Source organism: Rhizobium sp. CFBP 8762 (genome assembly GCF_014841565.1).
GTDB lineage: Bacteria > Pseudomonadota > Alphaproteobacteria > Rhizobiales > Rhizobiaceae > CFBP-8762.
In genome coordinates, this window is sequence record NZ_JACYUD010000001.1 from 579,320 (window position 1) to 592,904 (window position 13,585).

The following is a 13,585-nucleotide window of genomic DNA, read 5'->3' on the forward strand; positions in this document are numbered from 1 at the left end:
AGACAATTTGTGTCGTCTTACAGGGATTGCCGTTCCTGCTTGGCCTTGTAGAGCGCCACGCGCAGGCGCAGGATCTCCAGTTCATCCTGCGCGCGCGCCAGCGCGTCGTCATCAACAATGACGCCGCCAGACGACGCCTCCCCATAGGGGTTATACCCGCCAGCCATCGGCTCATACACCGGCGGCGGTTGCGTGAGACTGCGGTAGATGCCGAACAACACGGCCAGCCCAAGCCCAAGCAGAAGCCCGCCCAGCGTGCCGCCCGCCACAAAGAGCTTGCGCGGCGGAAAGCTGGGCTTCAGCGGTGGCTCTGCGGTGGAGATGACGCGGATATTTTTGGATGTCAGCTTTTCCTCTTCGCCGGTCTCGCGGGCAAGCTTGAGGAAGGATTCGTAGATTGTGCGTGTCGCATTCGCATTGCGCTCCAGCTCCCGCAGCTTCACAAGGCTGGAGGATGAGGCGATCTGCCGGGTTTTCTGTGCTGCCAGTTGGCCCGTAAGGTCCTCATAGGCGGCGCGTGCGCGGGTCAATTCCGTTTGGGAAATTGTCACGATACGGCGCAACTCATTGCGGATTTCGTTCTCCAACGCTGAAACGGACTGCTGAACGGATTGCCGCTGCGGATGACGCGCGCCAAGCGTGGCACTCAAGCCACCAAGCTGGCTGCGCAGCGCCGTGTACTGCTTGCGCAACTCCACCAGAGCCAAGGAACTGGCCTCTTCCGGAAAAGCTCCGGTAAGCACATCATTAACCCCGATTTTGGAAACCGTGTCCACTTTGGCACTGGCCTCCGTTAGCCGGTTACGGGCAGCAGCAGCCTGATCGTTCAGCGTGACCAACTGGCGATCGGTGATCAACGTGCCACCGGCCCCGACCAGATCGTTATCGGCCTTGTATTTCTCCACTTCGTTTTCCGCTGCAGCGAGATTTTTTCGCAGTTCCGTTATCCGGCTATCGAGCGCATTGGTCGTCCGCTCGAAGAAACCGGACTGTACGGCACTTTCCTCATTCAAAAAGGTCTCAACGATGGCGTTGGCAATTCTGGCGGATTTCTGCGGGTCACGGGTCATCACCTGCACCGCAACGACGAAGGTGCGGGCATCACGCGAAACGGTTACGGCCTTTTCCAGATTCTCCAGCGTCTGCGCTTCTATCACCGTGTTGGCAATCGGAGTTCCATTGGCAATAAACTCAGGATCGTTTTGCAGTTGCAGCGACTGCGCCACCTTTTCCAGCACTGTGCGGGAGGAAAGAACCTGCAACTGGCTGTCAATGACCGCAAGTAGCGCTTCGGTAGATAAGGTTTGCTGCGAAAGGTCGGTATCCGTCAGACGAAATTCACGCGGATCGACATAAAGGCGGGTCTCGGCAACGTAACGATTGGGAGTAACCATAGCGAGATAGGCTGCGGCCAGAGCACCGAGCAGTGTTGTGGCTGCAATAATGTATCGCCACCGCCAGATTGTCTGCAACAGAATGCCGAGATCAAGCAGAGGCCGATCCCCGCTTTCGCGTCGTTCAACACGCTCGTCGGATGGGTCTTTGCTTGCCGTGTCCACGTCACCTGAGCGTTTGCGCCATGGCCACCAGTTGCGCCATCCGTAATTTGCCGGGCGTTTCTGCTCGTTCAGGGCGTCATCCAACGGAACCTGGGAATCAGATGCCCCCACCGCCGCCCACTCGCCAAGAACCGGACGCTCCGGGCGCGGCGGGGCGTGATAAGGCCTCTCTTTTGAAGAATAGGCAGCAGCGCGCGGCTCCTCACTGGCAACAAAGTCCAGGAGAGACCGCTGGAGCAGCGAACGCCGTTTTTCTTCCGGTTCAAACATACATTTGCTCGCCAAGGCATTTCGATGAAAAGCATTCGACGGTTCGTCGCCGTGCATCTTTTATCGAATACCCTATGGTTTTATAGAGAATAAAGCATTAACGCCATGCTTGGAGCATAATCCGACCAGAGCGAAGCGAGGATCGACAAGATTATGCTCACGAGTAAATGTATTAGAGCGCCAATCGAATCCAATCACATCAAACAGGCGCTCTAATAACCGGACGCAAGCGGCTGTTGCAGCGGACGTCAAAAGGCAGAGTCGGGGGTCAACTTTCTTGCCGCAGATGCTTCAGCAACTTCTTGCCAATAACAGAGCAATGATTAGCGCCTACCTCTCGATGATCAGCGGATCAGCGGGCCGCCTTGTTCTGTCGCTCCTCTACTTCATTTCCATCGCCAACACACTCAACATTGCCGATTTTGGTCTGTTCGCCACCGCATCGGCGGCGGGTATTATGATTTCCCGTGTGCTGGCCTTTGGTTTTGTCTCCCCCCTTTACCGCGTCGCGACCGTCAAGCCGCATCTTGTTGGCACATATGTTGCCGGATTCCTGGCGGGCGCAGTCGTCTCTCTCCCCCTGATTGCCGGGCTGACGCTGATCGTATTTTACAGCGTGTTTGACCGCGATATGCGCCTGCCGGTTTTTCTCGCCTTCATGGTGGCCGAAATCATCTGTTGGCGGAGCATGGAGGTTATCGTCATCGTATTGAACGGTCTTGGCCGGTTCGGGCGCGGTGCTCTGCTGGTGATCGTATCAACGGGTATTCGAACCGTGGCGGCAGTTTTGTTCTCGCTGTCGCCGCTGTCGTCGCTGGCTGACTGGTCTGTGATCTATCTCGCCGCCAATGCGATTGGTTTATCATTTTCGCTGATCTGGTTTTTCCCAGCCATGCGGCTGCGCTGGCGCCCACAGCTCTACCTGCGTCGATGGACCGATTCCGTTTCGGTTGCAGGGGCGGAGGTGCTGTTTTATGTGCAGTCGGAGTTCGACAAGATCGTTGTTTTGGCCATTGGCGGGCCTGCCGTATCCGGCGTCTATGCCATCATCATGCGCCTTGCGGATCTGACGGCACTTCCGGTTCGCTCGTTCAACACCCTTCTCGTTCAGAAAATCATGCGCACGCCCCGGTCCATGGACTCCGTGCGCTTGCGGGGCGCGATCGAGCTGGTCGTGTTCCTCGTTTCTACGCTCGGCATCGCCGCCATGGCCGTGTACCTGCACATCTTTCCCGCAGGGCTTGGCCGCAATGTCGCGGATATTGCGCCGCTTGTTCCACTGGTCTTACTGGTGCCGGCCTTTCGCAATCTCGTTGAGTATCATTCGGAGCTGCTCTACGCGACCGGCTTGACCGTTCGGCGCATGATCATTCTTGTCATTGTCGGCGCTGCGAAAGCGGCGTTCCTGGCAGCGCTTATGGCTTACACGGGCGCTGCGCAGGTGTGGGCTCCGCTGCTGAACGGCCTGTATCTGGTTCTCTATGCCCTCTCCGCAGCTTTGGCCTATACCGCGTTACGGCACAGACGCCACCGCGTTATCTGATCTCCTGCGCTGCCAGACGCTGGATGTCGCGCGCGTTGAAACCCAGAAACGACTGGATGCCGATACCGATTTGATGCGGCGCGAGATCACGCAAAAACTGGCGTAGGCCACGCTCATCCAGCGGCACGGTGTCATCGTCCCATAGAACATGACAGAGCGCCTGATCCGTTACAAAGTGCCCTTTGCCGTGCAAGGTCTCATCCGCGTACCGCCCGTAGATCTGGCATTCCGAAAACGACCGGGACGCAAGAACCGCACGGACCCAGTGCCGGCGATGGTGGGTTTCGATGCTGTCCAGAAGCGCGCGACAGGTATCGGTGCGCCAGGCAATCATCGTGTTGATGTAATCATGGGCTGGCAAAGCGGGACTCGGCAACGTCAGCAAGGTATCGGAATGCGCCAGCCATTTCAGGTGATCGGTATGGTTCCCGGTGATGTTGCCATCTCTGCGATACAGCATCAGATCGTTGCCATGCCAGAGCATTGCCGGATCGAAATCCCGCACCATGATCACATCGGAGTCGATGGAAAACATCGCCTGCTCGGACAGATGACGAGAGATCGCCAGTCGCCGTAATTGCTGGACATGCCAGCCCCGCAACGGGGGAGAAAACGGTGTCAGCCAAAGGGCTCTGCCCTTGTACGTCATCCAGGATGGTGCTGCTTTCAGCCACCATGGCAACAGGTCGCGCTCATTGATCACCCGGCGGCGCGGCCCCTCCAGAGTTTGGAACAAGCGGACATCGGTACCCGCGACTAGCAGGTAATGCGTCCAGTCCCCTTTCAGGTGCTGATCAACGCTTTCGCAAAGGATGGCACAACGCTCGTAATCCTTTGAATAGGATGCCGTGATGACCGCCGTGCGACGTGGATGGGCCATCACTGGTGGCCTGCCTTCCGTTGCAAGCCGAGTTTATGCCGGAGCACATGATATATAAACAGCGGATTGCCCAGCACATAGCGTCGCCAAAGGCGGGATGGCTCTTGGGCCAGCCGATACACCCATTCCAGCCGCAACTTTCGCAGCCCTTCCGGAGCACGCGGAACCTCGCCTGCCATGAAATCGAACAGGGCCCCAACATTGATGACAAGCCGCGCATGGTTGGCCCGCACATGGGTATCTACCCATTTTTCCTGATCGGGGCTTCCCATGGCCACCAGCAGAATATCGACTTCCTGCCGCTCAACCTCGTTCAGGATATCCTGAGACTGCGACCGGTCAAAAAAACCATCGGAAATGGGCAGAAATGTATGCCACGGGGTATGCCGCGACAGGTTTTCCGCCGCTTTATGCAAACTTGTTGCGCGCGCCCCAATCATGGCAATGCGCTTTGGCTGCGTCAGGAATGTCAGCAAGGCGGGGACAAAATCGGTTCCGTTGAGATTGGCCGGAAAGCTCGTTCCAGTGGTGACGTAGGACGCAATATCGACACCGTGCCCATCCGGCAGCACGATTTGCCGGGACAGGGCCGCCCGGTAGCCTGTGTCTTTCATCATGATATTGGCATTGTTGGCATTGAGGAACGACAGCACGGAACAGCCCTCTGGCCGGTCGGCGAGATCCTGCGCGTAGCACAGTGCCTGATGCCAGCCGAGATCCAGCACCGGCAAATCCAGAACCGTTCTGGTCGTGACAAGAGGCTGCTCCAATGTCTTTAGCCCGATTCTGATCTGTTCGAGCAAAGCCTCTTCCCGGCTCTGGCGAAACAGCCGCCCATCCGATTTGGCGACGATGCCGGATTTTACACCCTCCACTTGCGCGATCAAGGCTTGCGCGAAGGCGTGACCATCATCGGCGATGATGCAGTTTTCCGGCACCGTACCGATGCCACGCACCGAGAGCGTGGTGGAAACGGCAGGCATGCCCGCGGTAAAGGTTTCGATGGTCTTCAACTGAACGCCTGTCCCTGTGCGGCTGACAAGCGGGATAACGCGACAGGACCGCACAAACGCTCCCGCATCGGCAACACGCCCCAAGAAAGTTACGCCCGGATGATCAACAGCAGGTGGAACGGCCAGATTTCCGGCGATTGCTATGCTGAAATCGGGTGGGACATGTGGAACCACATCGTTCAAAAACCACTCAAGTCCCAAGCGATTTGCTTCCCAGCTCCAGGAGCCGATCAAACCCAGATCATAGATCGGCCTTGGTTCGTTTGCCGGATTCCAGACGACTTCAGTCGGCGTTATCAATGGCAGCGTTGAGATACGGTGCTGCGCCTGCGGGCCAAACGTGTCTTTGTCGTCGGCTGAGAATGTCCAGATATGTGATGCGTGTGCGCCAAGCTGCTGCTCAAGGCGCGCCAGACATCTGCTCTCGCGCTCATAAAGCCAGCGGACCAGCGGATTATGAGCACGCTGCGCATTGTCGCGGGCCGTTTGTGCCTCATTGTTATGAGCCACATAGAGAGAGGGATAGGCGGCGAAAACCCACGGAAAGGCGCCTGCCAGTTGGATCGAGTTCAACACCAGCGCATCAAAGGGCTCGCAAGCGTCCAGCTGCTTTTTGAGATCGCGGACTGAAATCGCATGCATCTTTGCGCAGGACACGCTTGTTCTCCGCCACATCGCTGTCGTCAGCCAACGCAATTTCGTTATTCGGCTTGCGCGCGCATTGGTTACGTTCAGTGTGCCCAAAAGCCGTGTTTGCTTCGGCAAAGCGGGACTCTGTTCCGGTTCCAGAAAGCCGATAACCGTCACCTTCGCTCCAACGGCCCTCAAACCATCGAGCAAAACACGATTGGCGATATCAAACCCGGACGCAGGCTCGGCGACGGGAACCAGAGAGGAAACGAAAACCAAATGCATTACGCGACACGGACCATATTTCTAGCACTATAGAACGAGAAACCATGATAAGAGCACCCAAGCCCTCAACATGGTTGAACACGATTGCCGCAGCCTCAAGACATAACGGTTTTTTACGAACCACCGGACCTTGAGTTCGACGCCATCAAGCTCGTTGTGACGCTTCCCACCTTTCGCCGCCCCGACTGCCTAACAGAGACGTTGAAATCACTGACAAAGCAAGTGCCCGCGCGACAATTCGCGGTCATCGTCATGGAAAATGATACAGCGGGAATGGCGGGCGCGGAGGCGGCCAAAGCATTTTTCATTCAGAACAACGTCTGCGGGCTGGTGATCCTCGCGCATGAACGGGGTAATTGTAGCGCGTACAATGCCGGTTGGCACACGGCGATGCAACGCTTCATGCGTCTGGAAGCCATTGCCGTGATCGACGATGACGAGCAGGCTGCAACCGGCTGGCTCGCCAATCTTCTGGCGACGCAGGCGGCGACCGGAGCCGATTGCGTTGGTGGACCGCAGGTGCCGGTGTTTGAAGCCCCGCCGAGCGTACCCCTGCACCGGCATCCGGTTTTCATGCCTCATTATCGCCAGACGGGGCCGGTGCCCATTCTTTATTCGTCAGGCAACGTCCTGATTTCGCGCCGCATTCTGGATGCCATGCCGCAGCCCTATCTGGACACGGCTTTCAATTTCATCGGCGGTGGGGACAGTGATTTTTACCGCCGTTGCCGGGCCAAGGGGTTTCGGTTTGCGTGGTGCGCCGAGGCCACCGTGAGCGAAATCATTCCAACCAGACGCACACAACAAAGCTGGATCAACGCTCGCAGCCAGCGCAACGGCGCCATATCCACGCTGATTGAACATCGGCAGAACCCCGGCATCGGGGGGCGCGCCCGCACACTGCTGAAATCCCTTGCGCTGCTCGGGGCCTCGCCCTTTCGCGGTGTTCAACTGTGGCGGCAGACCGGACTTGTGAACACCCTGCCACACCATTTTCACGTCGCTATCGGTCGTCTACTGGCGGAGTTTGGAAAGATCGGCGAGCAATACCGCAACCCGGAAAGCAATTGAGTTACGTTGTTTCAAACGCAAACCCTTCGTCCACCCAGCCCGTCATTCCACCAATCATCACCTTCACCGGACGCCCAAGCGCGCTAAGCTTGAGAGCAGCGCGGTCTGCACCGTTGCAATGCGGCCCGGCGCAGTACACCACGAACAGTGTTTCATCCGGCCACGCACGCATGGCTTCTGCGGTAATGTGACGGTGTGGCAGATGCACCGCGCCCGGCAGGTGAGATTTTGCAAACGCCTCCGGCGATCCGATCACGTGAAGCAGCACGAAATCGACTGTTCCGCTTTCAAAACTGGCAGCAACATCGGCGCAATCAGTCTCGAACGACAGTCGGTCGTGGAAGTGGGCGGTGGCGGCGGCAGGGCTGGCGGCTGGATAATCGCTGACGAAACTCATGGCTGTCTCCTGTGAATATAAACCCGACATTACCTCGTCCTGCCCGTGCTTGCCGCTGGCAGATATGCCATGTATCATCAAGATCATGACAAAACCGGCTGACAAGCGCGCTCTGCAAAACGCAAACGTCGTGGCGCTGGCCTATGATGGCCTTTGTACATTCGAATTCGGCGTTGCGGTGGAAGTGTTCGGCCTTGCTCGTCCGGAGATGGGCGATAGCTGGTATCGCTTCGCTGTTGCCAGCGCCGACGACGGACCGCTGCGTGCAGCGGGCGGCGTTCGACTGATGGTCGATGGTGGACTTGAATTGCTGGACACTGCAGGAACGATCATCATTCCGGGCTGGCGCGACCCGCAAGCACCGGTGCCCCCTGCTTTGGTCACGCATCTGCAAAAGGCTCACCAGAATGGTGCGCGGCTTTTATCAATCTGTTCAGGAGTTTTCGTCCTGGCGGCGACAGGGTTGCTCAATGGGCAACGCGCGACGACCCACTGGCGTTACGTTGACGTTCTGGCGCGCCTCTACCCCAAAATTCAGTTGGAGCCCGATGTTTTGTACATCGATAACGGAGCGCTTTTGACGTCTGCGGGTAGCGCTGCGGGCATCGACCTCTGCCTGCATCTGGTACGCCGGGATTTTGGTACGGTGGCAGCCAACAGCGTCGCGAGGCGGCTGGTCGTGCCTCCGCACCGCGATGGCGGACAGGCGCAATTTGTGCCGCGTGCCATGCCTGTCGATCACGAAAGCGGGCGTCTTGGACCCCTTCTTGACACGCTGCGACAAAACCTGACCGAACCCCATACGGTCGCCTCCATGGCACGCCGCAGCGGCATGGGCGAACGGACATTTCTGCGGCGATTTCAGGATGCGACCGGCACGACGCCAAGCCGATGGATTCTCACCGAACGCCTGAACCAAGCCTGCCGACTGCTGGAAGAGACAGCGCTGACACTGGACCAGATTGCCCAGCAGTCCGGTTTCGGAGCGGCGGCCACCTTACGCCACCATTTCCAACATCGGTTTCTAACCACACCGTCCGCCTACCGAAAGAAATTCAGCTGAACCGTCCCTACTCACCGGCCGCCTTATCGATGGACGGGATGATATCATTACCCTTTTGCCCCTTGCCATCAACAATGGGCACCGGTTGGCGCTGCATGCGCTGCGGGTTGTTCAGCAGCGTCACATCCTGCTTGGTCAGATATTCCAGTTGCTCCACCAGAACGGTCTGCACAATATCTCCGGCCAACTTGGTGTTCATGGTTTCAAGGATCATTTTCTTGAAATCATTGAGATCAAACGCTTTTGTATTGGTGATATCGATGACCTTGTTGCCGACCAGCAGGCTGTAAAGCTCATCCGTCAGGGTTTCCTTGATGGGAATATCGAGGCCCTCAATGGCATCGCGTTTAACGATCAGCGTAATCTTGGTGAGGAAATACCCCTGCACGGCTCCGTTCTGAATGACGGGAAGCGTTGTGAGTTCCCCGAAAACATACTGCTCACCGGCGCGTTTGGCCGCGGCGCCCTCCAGAACCAGCGGTTTGGCGGGAATTCGGGATGAAAAATACACCGCGCCAAGCGAAATCGCGCAGACCCATACGCCGGTAAAAAGGAGTTTCAGCATCACTGCTCGCTATAACGGAACTGCTCTTGCGAGTAGATGCCGTCTGCCTCGGCTTCCTGTGTTGCCGTCTTTAGCAGGTCGACAACCCTGCGGATTGCCTCCATATGCGCCTGAACCTTTTCGGCATTTTCCGCCAGCTTGTCTTTCAAGACGCTGGTCTGGGATACGAACGAACCGTTCATGTCCTCGGGCTTCAGATCGCGCGACAGCAGGGTGAGTTCGTACAGGCAACGGCTTTTGTGCGCATTGGATGTTTTAATGTCGAACAGCGTATCGGTTCCGATGCGCGCATTCTCATTGTCGATAATCATTTCCAATCGACCAAGAACATTCTTGATCCTGAGATCACCGGGGGATGTTTGCATAGGATATCTCCAGTCAAAAATGTTTCAGTCGTTAAGCGCTCGTATCCGACAACATCGTGTCGAGGATTTTGCGCTGATATTCATGCACTGTGCCGGATGCGAGATTGTGTGCGTTGCCGTTCAGCGATGCTTCAACACGTGCTGCGCCATCTGCGCCGGTAACACCGCTGCTACCCAGCCTCTCTGCGATACCGATTCCGCCACCTTCAGCAAGAACGGAGCCGATCTGTTCCGCCATCATCGACTTCCAGACATCGCCTGCCGTGCCTTTTCCGTACACTTCTTCGCTTTCCTCGGGCAGCATGCTCTTCACAAAGCTTTGCAGCACCATCGCCTCGAACTTTTTGTAGGTTGCCGGAATGTCCGGGCTGGCTGCGCGGTTGTTGATGTTGCCTAAACCACTCTCGCTCTGCGCCGATACGGCACCAACGGTGGCGGAAAAGCTCGCGCCGCTATCGGCAAGGCTATTGGCCGTGAATGCAGCACGGTTGGCTTTCAGCCGCGCTTGCGCTTCCTGCACGGCTGCCGGATCTGCCGCACGCACGACATCCAGCACAAGATCGCTGGGAGGAGAAATGGCCACGATGCACCTATATTTGATTGAACGGCCTACGGTTACAGAGGAATTATACCCTACCAAGCTTACCGGAGGCTGGCGCGCCTGCCAGTTGCTGATCGACCAGATCGTAAATGGCAGTATCCGCCTCTTCCCGGTCCTCCATTTCCCGTGCCGACTTGCGATTTTCCTCCAGCCGGTCGGCCTTCACCCGTTCTTTCAACACACGGGCCTCCTGCACCTCCTGCACACCGGACAGGATACGGTCCTTATGCGTCAACCGTCCCATCTGCGTGGAGTAAACACTCGAAAACATCTGGTGCATCGGGTCCGGCGAGCTCATGGCAGCCGCCACCACGTCCATCGTTTCGCTGACGACTTGCCGCTGGCGGGTCGTATCGGCGAGTTCGCTTTCGGCGATCTGCTCCAGATAGCGCTGTACGGCCACCAGCCTTGCGAGCTTTTGCGAGCGAGTTTTCATCACAATCCCCTGAGGATGGGACCAAACCCATCGGCAAACAGTTTCAGCATGGCGGCGATGCCGAAATAGACAAGGAACATGCCACCGGCGATCAGATACGGTGTGGAAATGAAGTAAATGGGAATGGCAGGCGCCAGCTTGTTGACGAAACCGACAGCGATGTTGAACAGCAACCCGTAGAGGATATAGGGGCTCGCCAGCCGCAGCATAATGAAGAAGGTTTGGCTGAGTGTGTTGGTCAGCGTAATCAGCACGTTCTGAGGATCGAACTTCGCACCAATCGGCATGGACGTGTAGGAATCGACCAAAGCTGAGAAGACCACGTGATGAAAATCCATCAGAAACAGGATCAGAAGACCTGCGAAACTGATCATGTTGGTCAACTGATTTTCAGCAGTGTCTTCCAGCACATCGGCTGTCGGCGGTGCGTTGAAGCCGATCATCATGGTCAGTACCGTGCCGGCGAACTGCAAACCCAGCACATAGTAGCGTGTAATCAGTCCAAAAACGACGCCGATCACGGTTTCGAATGTGACCAGCAGAAGATAGGAGTGTCCCTTCCCCGTGACCTGCGGGTAAATCTGGTCCCATAAAACTGGCAGCATCGCCATGGACACGGCCACCGCCAGAAGAATGCGAATTTGCAGCGAAATACGCGCCGACGAAAATCCTGGCAGCACCATGATACAACCACCGATCCGGCAAAACGCGGCAAATAGCGCCAGAACCGTACCGTCGGGGTCTGAAATCATGAAATCGAGCCAAGTATCTTGATTTCGAGGCCCTTCGCCAGTTCCACATGAGACAGAACCGGCAGGGTCGCAAACAGCCGCTCGACAATCATGCGCACATAGGACCGGGCCTCGGGAGAGGTGACCAGCACGAACGACTGCCCGCGATCCAGATGCTCGCGGATAACGGTTGTCGCCTGTTCGCTGAACTCTTCCAGATGGCGAGGGTCGATGTCAAACTCCACCACATCGCCCTTCGCATCCCGCTTGAGGGCCTGATGGAAGACCATATCCCACCGACTGCCCAGACGCAGCACACGCAGCACGCCGTTGTCGGTCAGGTCCCCACAGAGTTGCTGGGACATGCGCACCCGCACATGCTCCACTATCTGCTCCGTGCGGCGGACATGGGGTGCGAGTTCCGCCACCGCCTCCAAGATCAGATGCAGGTTGCGGATGGACACGCGCTCTGCCAGAAGCAGCTTCAACACCGCCTGCAAGCCCGAATAGGACATATGCGTCGTGCAGATTTCATCAGCAAGCTTGCGGTATTCGGGGTCCAGACGCTCAATCAGAACCTTCACGTCCTTGTAGGACAGAAGATGCGGCAGGTTGTTACGGATCACTTCGCTCAAATGTGTGAGCACCACCGATACGTTGTCGATGGGGTGGAACCCTTCCCGCTTTAGCTCGTCTGTAAAGGTTTCAAGCACAGAGACGGCGGGCATGCCGAATGCGGGCTCGCGGATATCATCTCCCGGCACACTCGGGCGACGGCCACCGCCGGTGACGACCATGACTTCCCCAACCCGCACGGCATGGGAGGCGACTGTTGTTCCGTGAATGCGGATATGGTAGCTTTTGTCGGGCACGCTGATATCGTCGGTAACCTTGATTTCCGGCACGACCATACCGTACTGCGCCGCAAACTTGCGGCGCATCTTGCCAACGCGAAAAGCCAGTTCCTGATGCGTGCCAAGCAAGCGGGCGGACACCTGTTTGCCGAGATGAAGTTCGATTTCGGAGGTTTTGAGAACGGACTTGACCGAGTCCTTTTCAATGTCCTGATTCTGCTGCACCAGTTCCTGCTCTGCCGCAAGTTTCGCCTGCTTCTGCGCTTCAAGCTGGCGGGGAATGATCCAGCTAAAGAAGCCCATGCCAGCGCCCAGCAGCATAAAGGGGAAGAAGGGTAATCCGGGCACAATCGACAGCAGCATCATCAGACCCGCAGCCACCAGCAGCGCACGGGGATAGCCGCTCAATTGCTCGATAACGGCCTTGTCGGTGGACCCCGGCGTACTGCCGCGCGACACCAGAAGGCCAGCCGCCAGCGATACGATCAGTGCCGGAATCTGCGAAACAAGGCCATCGCCCACTGAAAGCTTGACGAACACGTCGGCGGCTTCGCCGATTTCCATGCCGTGGCGGAAATAGCCAATGATGATACCGCCGAACACGTTGATCGCCGTGATCAAAAGACCGGCAACCGCATCACCACGCACGAATTTCGACGCGCCATCCATGGAGCCGAAGAACGAGCTTTCCTCTTCCAGTTCGCGACGGCGGCGTTGGGCCTCCTGATCGTCGATCATACCGGCGGACAAATCCGCATCGATCGACATTTGTTTGCCGGGAATAGCATCCAGCGTAAAGCGCGCGCCAACTTCCGCAATACGCGTGGCACCCTTGGTGATGACGATGAAGTTCACGGTGATCAGAATCAGAAAGACGATCAGACCTATGACAAAGTCACCAGACATGACGAGATCTGCAAAGCCCGCAATTACGCTACCGGCAGCATCATGCCCCTGATGACCGTGGGACAGAATAACCCGCGTGGTGGCGATATTGAGTGCCAGCCGGATCATCGTGGCAATCAGCAGGATGGTGGGAAAGGACGAGAAATCCAGAGGTCGTTGAATCCACAGCGACACCATCAAGATCAGCACCGAAAAGGCTATCGAGAATGCCAGGCCGATATCGATGAGGAAGGGCGGGATTGGCAAAAAGAGGATGGAAAGGATGCCAACGATACCAAGGGCAAAGCCGATATCGCGGCCCTTCGGGCTAACCTTGGGAATACCCAGAATGCTCTGTTGTGCCATGTCGTCCCCGTCTCGTCATGAGAGGCGGCAGTCGTAACTGCCAATTCGGCTGGACTGATACAGCGCCAAGC

13 protein-coding genes are annotated in these 13,585 nt (G+C 57.2%); 3 read left to right on the forward strand and 10 right to left on the reverse strand.

From position 1 onward, the window contains the following. Nucleotides 1-17 precede the first annotated feature (17 nt). Complete coding sequence (locus IFT84_RS02710; RefSeq protein ID WP_192117090.1) at nt 18-1,829, reverse strand: GumC family protein; 1,812 nt, start codon at nt 1,827-1,829, stop codon at nt 18-20. Nucleotides 1,830-2,148: 319 nt separating this feature from the next. Here IFT84_RS02710 and IFT84_RS02715 point away from each other — a divergent pair, with 319 nt between their 5' ends. Further along, entirely contained in the window at nt 2,149-3,372 is a 1,224-nt protein-coding gene (locus IFT84_RS02715) for a lipopolysaccharide biosynthesis protein (RefSeq protein WP_446737557.1), read from the forward strand. Here IFT84_RS02715 and IFT84_RS02720 read toward each other — a convergent pair. Both IFT84_RS02720 and IFT84_RS21405 read right to left on the reverse strand, forming a co-directional pair. After that, nucleotides 3,365-4,252: a DUF6492 family protein gene (locus IFT84_RS02720; RefSeq protein ID WP_192117091.1), complete on the reverse strand. Its 888-nt coding sequence runs from the start codon at nt 4,250-4,252 to the stop codon at nt 3,365-3,367. The genes IFT84_RS02715 and IFT84_RS02720 overlap by 8 nt on opposite strands. Then, nucleotides 4,252-6,180, reverse strand: coding sequence for a WecB/TagA/CpsF family glycosyltransferase (locus IFT84_RS21405; protein ID WP_244651051.1), 1,929 nt, complete (start codon nt 6,178-6,180; stop codon nt 4,252-4,254). The genes IFT84_RS02720 and IFT84_RS21405 overlap by 1 nt, the downstream gene beginning before the upstream one ends. A gap of 84 nt (nt 6,181-6,264) precedes the next feature. Here IFT84_RS21405 and IFT84_RS02730 point away from each other — a divergent pair, with 84 nt between their 5' ends. Continuing rightward, nucleotides 6,265-7,251: a glycosyltransferase family 2 protein gene (locus tag IFT84_RS02730; protein WP_192117092.1), complete on the forward strand. Its 987-nt coding sequence runs from the start codon at nt 6,265-6,267 to the stop codon at nt 7,249-7,251. Nucleotide 7,252: 1 nt separating this feature from the next. On the opposite strand, the gene IFT84_RS02735 is transcribed toward IFT84_RS02730, so the two are convergent. Further along, the gene (locus IFT84_RS02735; protein ID WP_192117093.1) at nt 7,253-7,648 is read right to left on the reverse strand and encodes a rhodanese-like domain-containing protein; all 396 of its coding nucleotides are present in this window, start codon (nt 7,646-7,648) and stop codon (nt 7,253-7,255) included. A gap of 85 nt (nt 7,649-7,733) precedes the next feature. On the opposite strand from IFT84_RS02735, the gene ftrA reads away from it, so the two are divergent. Then, complete coding sequence (gene ftrA / locus IFT84_RS02740; RefSeq protein WP_244651052.1) at nt 7,734-8,711, forward strand: transcriptional regulator FtrA; 978 nt, start codon at nt 7,734-7,736, stop codon at nt 8,709-8,711. A 7-nt stretch (nt 8,712-8,718) separates the two neighbouring features. On the opposite strand, the gene IFT84_RS02745 is transcribed toward ftrA, so the two are convergent. The 6 genes from IFT84_RS02745 to flhA are packed head-to-tail and all read right to left on the reverse strand — an operon-like array spanning nt 8,719 to nt 13,514. After that, nucleotides 8,719-9,276, reverse strand: a complete 558-nt coding sequence (locus IFT84_RS02745) for a hypothetical protein (RefSeq protein ID WP_192117094.1) — start codon at nt 9,274-9,276, stop codon at nt 8,719-8,721. Next, nucleotides 9,276-9,641, reverse strand: coding sequence for a hypothetical protein (locus tag IFT84_RS02750; RefSeq protein WP_192117095.1), 366 nt, complete (start codon nt 9,639-9,641; stop codon nt 9,276-9,278). The genes IFT84_RS02745 and IFT84_RS02750 overlap by 1 nt, the downstream gene beginning before the upstream one ends. A 31-nt stretch (nt 9,642-9,672) precedes the next feature. Next, a complete protein-coding gene (locus IFT84_RS02755; protein ID WP_192117096.1) occupies nt 9,673-10,224 on the reverse strand; it encodes a rod-binding protein in 552 nt (183 codons plus the stop codon). Nucleotides 10,225-10,267: 43 nt separating this feature from the next. Next, nucleotides 10,268-10,678 carry a hypothetical protein gene (locus IFT84_RS02760; protein ID WP_192117097.1) on the reverse strand — a complete coding sequence of 137 codons (411 nt, stop codon included), beginning with the start codon at nt 10,676-10,678 and terminating at the stop codon, nt 10,268-10,270. Continuing rightward, nucleotides 10,678-11,430, reverse strand: coding sequence for a flagellar biosynthetic protein FliR (gene fliR / locus IFT84_RS02765; RefSeq protein WP_192117098.1), 753 nt, complete (start codon nt 11,428-11,430; stop codon nt 10,678-10,680). The genes IFT84_RS02760 and fliR overlap by 1 nt, the downstream gene beginning before the upstream one ends. Further along, a complete protein-coding gene (gene flhA, locus IFT84_RS02770) occupies nt 11,427-13,514 on the reverse strand; it encodes a flagellar biosynthesis protein FlhA (protein WP_192117099.1) in 2,088 nt (695 codons plus the stop codon). Before flhA ends, fliR begins: the two co-directional genes overlap by 4 nt. Nucleotides 13,515-13,585: the final 71 nt, after the last annotated feature.

Coding starts and splice junctions, on each gene's coding strand:
- IFT84_RS02710 (WP_192117090.1), bottom strand. CDS start 1,829: ATGTTTGAACCGGAAGAAAAACGGCGTTCGCTGCTCCAGCGGTCTCTC.
- IFT84_RS02715 (WP_446737557.1), top strand. CDS start 2,149: ATGATTAGCGCCTACCTCTCGATGATCAGCGGATCAGCGGGCCGCCTT.
- IFT84_RS02720 (WP_192117091.1), bottom strand. CDS start 4,252: ATGGCCCATCCACGTCGCACGGCGGTCATCACGGCATCCTATTCAAAG.
- IFT84_RS21405 (WP_244651051.1), bottom strand. CDS start 6,180: ATGCATTTGGTTTTCGTTTCCTCTCTGGTTCCCGTCGCCGAGCCTGCG.
- IFT84_RS02735 (WP_192117093.1), bottom strand. CDS start 7,648: ATGAGTTTCGTCAGCGATTATCCAGCCGCCAGCCCTGCCGCCGCCACC.
- ftrA (WP_244651052.1), top strand. CDS start 7,734: ATGACAAAACCGGCTGACAAGCGCGCTCTGCAAAACGCAAACGTCGTG.
- IFT84_RS02745 (WP_192117094.1), bottom strand. CDS start 9,276: ATGCTGAAACTCCTTTTTACCGGCGTATGGGTCTGCGCGATTTCGCTT.
- IFT84_RS02750 (WP_192117095.1), bottom strand. CDS start 9,641: ATGCAAACATCCCCCGGTGATCTCAGGATCAAGAATGTTCTTGGTCGA.
- IFT84_RS02760 (WP_192117097.1), bottom strand. CDS start 10,678: ATGAAAACTCGCTCGCAAAAGCTCGCAAGGCTGGTGGCCGTACAGCGC.
- fliR (WP_192117098.1), bottom strand. CDS start 11,430: ATGATTTCAGACCCCGACGGTACGGTTCTGGCGCTATTTGCCGCGTTT.
- flhA (WP_192117099.1), bottom strand. CDS start 13,514: ATGGCACAACAGAGCATTCTGGGTATTCCCAAGGTTAGCCCGAAGGGC.